The following is a 6,005-nucleotide window of genomic DNA, read 5'->3' on the forward strand; positions in this document are numbered from 1 at the left end:
CGCTCCAGCGCCTTGACGCGTTCTCGTTCTGACGTCGTTACGCCGTCGCGTTCACCGCTATCAATTTGGTCACGCTTGACCCATTTCAACAATGTATGGGCCGAGCACCCAATCTTTGGGGCAATGGCCTGGACCGCCGCCCATAGCGACGGATGCTCGCCGAGCTGTTCTCGCACCAGGCGAACAGCCCGCTCTTGGACTTCGGGGGAATGCTTGTTCTGCTTGTTCATGGCTCCATTCTCTCAAGACTTGGAGCCTCCTCAAAACCCGGGGCGATTCACTTTGGTCGGCGGTATTTCAGCGGCCTGTTAGGGATTCGAGTCTCCTCGCGAGTACCAACTTACAAGCTTCATATGTCCTTGCGCGCTGCCTTCCGCGGGACTAGAACGGCCGATAAAGCGATTCGGTACGCCCCGTCAAAGTGAACCTGGCCAGACAAACTAGCTTGTTAGTACTCACGACGTAACGTTAAGTGCATACGGCATTCTGCAGGCCATGCTTACGCTCCACCAAAAGTGGTATGGAACCCGCATTCAATTTGTGCCAACATTCGTGTCGACTGTGGGTCACCATAACTCGGCGAGCGACTGCTGGGCAGAAGAAATGTATTAGATTCAATGCATTAACTGAGCAGTATCCAGCTTCGCCGATTCAACAAGTTATCGCTTCCTGGTTCGTAGGCGGACCAGGTGAAGCATTGGACGGGGCTGGATGGAAAGCACAACTGCCGAACAGGCGCCGGCTGCAGAAGAGCCACCGCGCGTAAAGGTCGTCGCCACGCTGGCGGGCAAGATCAACCTGGCGGACTTCCAGAACGCCATACCCGCCATCCGCGACCTTACCGTCTTGAACGACACGAAGGTCGACTATCAATCTCTGCGCTTGGTTGCGACGTCTGAGCCCGCATTCCTCAAGACGAAGACCTGGCACATTGACCGACTTGGCGCCGAGCAGACCATCCGTGTCTCCGACCTCGATATTCCGCTGGACGGGCCGCTACTGGGCCGGCTTACGGAAGCCGAAAAGGCGGCGGTCACGTTCCGACTGCTTACCCAAGACTCCGAGGAGCTGGCACTTGCCGAGCTCCCTGTCGAATTGCTTCCCCGAAATCAATGGGGCGGCATATCGTACCTGCCAGACATGGTCGCCGCGTTTGTTCAGCCCAACGAGCCGGCCGTAGAACGGCTCCTGAAGCAAACATCGGAGGTTCTTCGTAAAGCTGGGAAGAGCGGTGCAATCGATGGCTACTCGGGCGGAGCAAAACGAGCATGGGAGCTCGCTTCGGCAGTGTGGACTGCGGTCGGAGCCATGGGGCTGGACTACGCTCTCCCGCCGGCAAGTTTTGAGCGCAGCGGCCAAAAGGTGCGCGGGCCGGCCCAGATTGCAGAGTCGGGCTTGGCGACCTGCCTGGATCTCACACTGTTGTTCTGCGCCGCGCTGGAGCAGGCCGGACTGCATCCGATCGTCGTCTTCACGCATGGGCATGCCTTCGCTGGCGTATGGTTGAAGGCAGAGGAGTTCACCACTGCAGTTGTCGACGATGTTACCGCGTTGCGTAAGCGGGTTAGGCTCAAGGAGTTGGTGCTCTTTGAAACTACGCTCGTGACCCATCGTCCGATGCCGAAGTTCAGTTATGCGGCGGAGAAGGGCGCTGAGCAAATCTCCGAAGCTGAAGAAGAGGAATTCGGACTTGCTGTTGACATTCGGCGCGCACGCCTCCAGCGCATCAAGCCGTTAGCAAGTAGCGAGGTGGTCGCCCGTACTGACGTGCCTGCCCAGGAAGCCGCTGTTGAACCGGACTTCGAGGATGCACCGGACCTACCAGAAGACATCCATCAGACTTCAAATGAAGAGATTCCGGAGCGGCCGGAAGACCGGTTGACGCGCTGGCAACGCAAGTTGCTTGACCTCTCGCTGCGGAACAACCTGCTGAACTTCAAAGCGTCGAAAAAGGCCGTCAAGTTGGATGCGCCTGACCCGAACGAGCTTGAAGACCTGTTGTCCGAGGGGCATGCAATTAAGCTGCTGCCGCGGCCCGACCTCATGGACGGAAAGGATCCGCGTAGCCAGGCCATTCACGAGGCGCGTGAACGTGAAAACGTCCGTCGGCAACATGCCCTGGATGCCTTAAAACGCAAAGAAGTCTTCGTCGGCATCTCGCCAGAGGAAATGGACGCCCGCCTCACCGAGTTGTATCGCTCCTCTCGGGCGGCGCTACAGGAGGGTGGGTCCAACACCTTGTTTCTGGCACTAGGGTTTCTTTCGTGGACGCGGGAAAACGCTGACGACAAGCGGTTCCGAGCCCCACTCATCTTGGTGCCTGTGAGCCTCGAGCGAAAGAACGCGCGCTCCGGCTTCAGTATTTTGCTACATGACGATGAGCCGCGCTTCAATCCGACGCTGATTGAAATGCTTCGCCAAGACTTTGACTTGTCATTGGACGTTGCTGACGGAGAGCTACCGAAGGATGACTTCGGCCTCAACGTGGCAGCTATCTGGAACAGGGTTTCGGATGCTGTCAAAGACATCAAGGGTTGGGAGGTGGTGGACGACGTCGTGCTCTCCTCGTTCTCGTTCGCCAAGTATCTAATGTGGAAGGACTTGGTAGAGCGGACGGAGCAACTGAAGCAGAATCCGGTCGTCAAGCATCTCATTGACACGCCGCGGGACGTCTATCCAAGCTCCATCGAGTTCCCGGAAACGAGAAACCTTGACCGGGAACTGCCGCCGCAAGACACGTTCTGCCCGCTCCCCGCTGATTCGTCTCAGTTGTCGGCGGTTGCGGCGGCAAGCAGAGGTAAAGACTTCGTGCTCATCGGCCCTCCGGGTACTGGTAAAAGCCAGACTATTGCAAACCTTATTGCGCAATGCGTGGCGGAGCGCAAGCGGGTGCTGTTCGTTTCGGAGAAGATGGCTGCGCTGGATGTCGTATACAGGCGTCTGAAGGATGTGGGGCTGGGGGGCTTCTGTCTGGAGTTGCATTCCAGTAAGGCTCGTAAGTTCGAGGTATTGGAGCAACTTCGAAAATCCTGGGATGCAGCGAACGCAGTTGAGCCGGAGGATTGGCTCGCTGAGGCTGAACGTCTGGGGTCAGTGCGTGCGCAGCTGAACCGCTACGTCGAGCGTCTTCATGCTCGCCACTCCAACGGAATGACAGCCTACGAGGCGATTGGTTTGGTGGTAGCAGGCAGGGATCTGCCGCTTGTAGAACTGTCCTGGCCAGGCGCCGAGTCACATGATAGAAGCGCCCTTACAAAGCTGCGTGAAGCCGCTGACCTGCTCGACGTAAATGTGACGGCTGTCGGTGAAAGAAATCTGACGACGTCACCGCTGGCGCACGTAACGCATAGCGAGTGGTCTCCCGGCTGGCAAACTACTTTGCTATCTAAGGCTGCGGCGATGCAGCCGGTGGTGGAGCGGTACCAAGCAGCGGCTTTGGAGTACGTTCGCGCAGTGGGATTGCCTCAAGTCGCTCTAGATGGAAGAGTGCGCTCCGCACTTGGATTGCTGGCGAAAATCCTTCCTGACGCTGCAGGACAGGATTGGCAATTCGTCTTGAAGCCCGATGCCAAGCAAATTTTCGAGGGCCTGCATCAAAGCTTTGCGTTGGTCCATGAGCATACGGAAGTTCATGCTGCACTGCCTACGCCACTGGATCCTCAGCGCGTAGAGAGCATCCGGGAAGCCATCGCCGCGCTCACGCGGCATCGTGAGCTCACGGGTCAGTTGGCAGAACCTTGGCCTGCTGGTGTAGTAGAGAAGTTGCAGCATGGTGTCGCCCTCGTTGCCGCGATCGCGGACGAGACGCGACAGCTATCGCTACCCTACAAGTCGAAGCTGACTAGTACAACATCCCGTAAATAGGTTTAATAATTATCGGGTTGCAGATACGGCTGCAGGAGCGTGACGATTACCTGGGCCATCTCGTCGAGTGTACCGGCGCCTGGCAACGGTTCCCAACGTCCACTTTGGCTGCGAAAGGCGGCGCCATAACGATTGCGGCCGAGCTCGGTCAGCCGAGCCACCACGGTCGGCTCCTCGTCGTCCAGACGTTTGATCAGCAGGTGACGCCCGTAGGCTTGCGTGATGATTTGCTCGTGGCCGAGCAGGCTGCGCAGTTGCCGCTGCAATTCGGCAGCGTAATGTTTGGCGGGTAAAGCTGGCATGTCGATCCTCGATTACGATGCGCCGGTTTGCAGCGGATAGCCCCGGAAACTCCATTTGAACGGGCGCGCCGCCTGATTGTGCGCGCGGACAAACTGCTCGGTGCGCTCGCGCAGGTGCGCGGTGCTGGTGTGGCTAGCATGGCGCAGCACCCGGCGCGTGTAGCGGGCAAACCAGAGTTCGATCTGATTGACCCAACTCGCGTGCAACGGCGTGAAGTGGAAGTGGAACCGCTCATCGTGCCGCGCGTTGAACGCCTGCCAGACGGCCTGGGCGCGATGTGTGTTCAGGTTGTCCCAGACGACGTGCACCTGTTTGCCCGGGTACGCGGTTGCCACGCGCTCCATGAAGGCGACCAGATCGCCCTGGGTGCGCCGGTCGCGGCATTCTGCCAGCACCTGTCCAGTATGGACGTCCAGCGCGGCAATCAACGCCTGGGTGCCGTGACGAACATATTCAAACTCACGCCGACGCAGCCGCCCCGGCGCAGGTGCACGTCCCGGGTGCTTACGCTCGATGGCCTGAATGCCGGTCTTCTCGTCGATACTGAGCACCACCGCGTTTCGAGGCGCCTTGCGGTACAGCTTGCATATCAAATTGACCTTCTCGCGAAAGGCCGGGTCCGGGCTGTGCAGCCATTGCTGGACCCGGTGCGGACGCACGTCGCCGGCCTGCAGAATGCGCTGCACCTGGCTGCGGCTGATCTGCCCGACGACGCCGCGCTCCACGGCGCGCGCCACAATCTCGTCGAGCGTAGGCGTGACCCGTCCCTCAGGTTCCTGCGTTTCACACGCCAGCGCGATCAACTGTAGCCGCGCCTCGTGCGTAATGCGTGGCGGACGGCCACTGCGCTCGCCTTCGCGAATGCCTTGGGCACCTTGCTGGGCAATGCGCTTGCGCCACAGGCAGACCGTTTGCACCGATACACCCAGTCCCCGCGCAATGACCGTATTGGAGTGGCCCTCGTGCGCCCACAACGCGATTCGCGCGCGCATCACATCTCGCTGCGCAGCCGTCTTCCGCTCGATCAGCGATAGCAGTTCCAGTTGTTCTTTCTTCGCCAGCTTCACTGGCGTTGCATGGCGGCCTCGACTCATCCCGCCATGATATCGGAGGCGATTAATTATTCAATCTATTTACGGGATGTTGTACTAGTCCACGTTCGCTGAAGTCGAGAACTGACAGTTCCATGCCTTCTGCGATGTCCCGGACGTCCGTTGCGAACTTCGCGTCGGCGCGATACAAATCGAGCAGCTCCCGGTATTGGGCATCGTTCGCTGGCGAGAGATTGGTATGCAGTGCCTTATAAACCAGCTTGGCAGCATTTCGTACCGTGGTTGGAGCCGTGGTTGTCATTGTTCTTCTCTGATAGGCGAGAACAGGAGGTTTGTCCCTTCAGCGATATCCAGGCTGAAGCGGCCGGAGGCGTCTGAGCGCATGTCGGGAAAGAGGGTTTCCGATTGCGCGAACGAGCGAAAGAGCATCAAGACCATGCATCGCCGCATCAGCCTGTCTAAGCCTTCGTCTTCGGCCATGGCCAATAGCTCGTCTACACGAAAGCTGGCGCCAGTGCTGAAGTGCTTCCTTAACCAGGCTGAGCTAAAGTCGAAACTGGTGTACAGGCGGGGAATTTGAGGCGCGGAGTAGAGGGCGGTGGAGCTTTCCGCTGAGAATCTGATTGTCGAGATCGGAAACCAGCACAAGAAAGGTCCACCATGAGAAAGGATAAAGGGAAAGAAGCAGTCGGTCTATCGGAAATCGGGCTTGGGCTCGAGGAGCTGATCAGGCGCGGGGCCCGACGGGTCATCCAGGAGGCGATTGAAGTGGAGCTGGCAGAGCTG

At 58.7% G+C, this 6,005-nt stretch carries 6 protein-coding genes; 1 reads left to right on the forward strand and 5 read right to left on the reverse strand.

What is annotated here, in order from left to right:
- A partial coding sequence (locus tag K309_RS0133445; RefSeq protein ID WP_029050295.1) for a helix-turn-helix domain-containing protein occupies positions 1–230 on the reverse strand: 230 nt, incomplete at its 3' end.
- A 481-nt stretch (positions 231–711) separates the two neighbouring features.
- On the opposite strand from K309_RS0133445, the gene K309_RS38600 reads away from it, so the two are divergent.
- Positions 712–3,864 (forward strand): DUF4011 domain-containing protein, encoded by a 3,153-nt coding sequence (locus tag K309_RS38600; protein ID WP_051320755.1) that lies wholly within the window; start codon positions 712–714, stop codon positions 3,862–3,864.
- A gap of 2 nt (positions 3,865–3,866) precedes the next feature.
- Here the strand turns inward: K309_RS38600 and K309_RS0133455 are convergent, their stop codons facing one another.
- The 4 genes from K309_RS0133455 to K309_RS42225 are packed head-to-tail and all read right to left on the reverse strand — an operon-like array spanning position 3,867 to position 5,699.
- Positions 3,867–4,166 (reverse strand): hypothetical protein, encoded by a 300-nt coding sequence (locus tag K309_RS0133455; RefSeq protein ID WP_029050296.1) that lies wholly within the window; start codon positions 4,164–4,166, stop codon positions 3,867–3,869.
- 12 nt (positions 4,167–4,178) lie between these two features.
- Positions 4,179–5,261: an IS630 family transposase gene (locus K309_RS0133460; RefSeq protein ID WP_029050297.1), complete on the reverse strand. Its 1,083-nt coding sequence runs from the start codon at positions 5,259–5,261 to the stop codon at positions 4,179–4,181.
- A 22-nt stretch (positions 5,262–5,283) separates the two neighbouring features.
- Positions 5,284–5,520, reverse strand: coding sequence for a hypothetical protein (locus K309_RS42220; protein ID WP_198030905.1), 237 nt, complete (start codon positions 5,518–5,520; stop codon positions 5,284–5,286).
- Positions 5,517–5,699, reverse strand: a complete 183-nt coding sequence (locus tag K309_RS42225; RefSeq protein WP_156914532.1) for a hypothetical protein — start codon at positions 5,697–5,699, stop codon at positions 5,517–5,519. The genes K309_RS42220 and K309_RS42225 overlap by 4 nt, the downstream gene beginning before the upstream one ends.
- Positions 5,700–6,005: the final 306 nt, after the last annotated feature.

Origin of the sequence: Cupriavidus phytohabitans (assembly GCF_000426345.1) — a bacterium.
Lineage (GTDB): Bacteria > Pseudomonadota > Gammaproteobacteria > Burkholderiales > Burkholderiaceae > Cupriavidus.

Bases quoted from the DNA above. Each gene is read 5' to 3' on its own strand.
- K309_RS38600 (WP_051320755.1), top strand. From the start codon at position 712: ATGGAAAGCACAACTGCCGAACAGGCGCCGGCTGCAGAAGAGCCACCG.
- K309_RS0133455 (WP_029050296.1), bottom strand. From the start codon at position 4,166: ATGCCAGCTTTACCCGCCAAACATTACGCTGCCGAATTGCAGCGGCAA.
- K309_RS0133460 (WP_029050297.1), bottom strand. From the start codon at position 5,261: ATGAGTCGAGGCCGCCATGCAACGCCAGTGAAGCTGGCGAAGAAAGAA.
- K309_RS42220 (WP_198030905.1), bottom strand. From the start codon at position 5,520: ATGACAACCACGGCTCCAACCACGGTACGAAATGCTGCCAAGCTGGTT.
- K309_RS42225 (WP_156914532.1), bottom strand. From the start codon at position 5,699: ATGGCCGAAGACGAAGGCTTAGACAGGCTGATGCGGCGATGCATGGTC.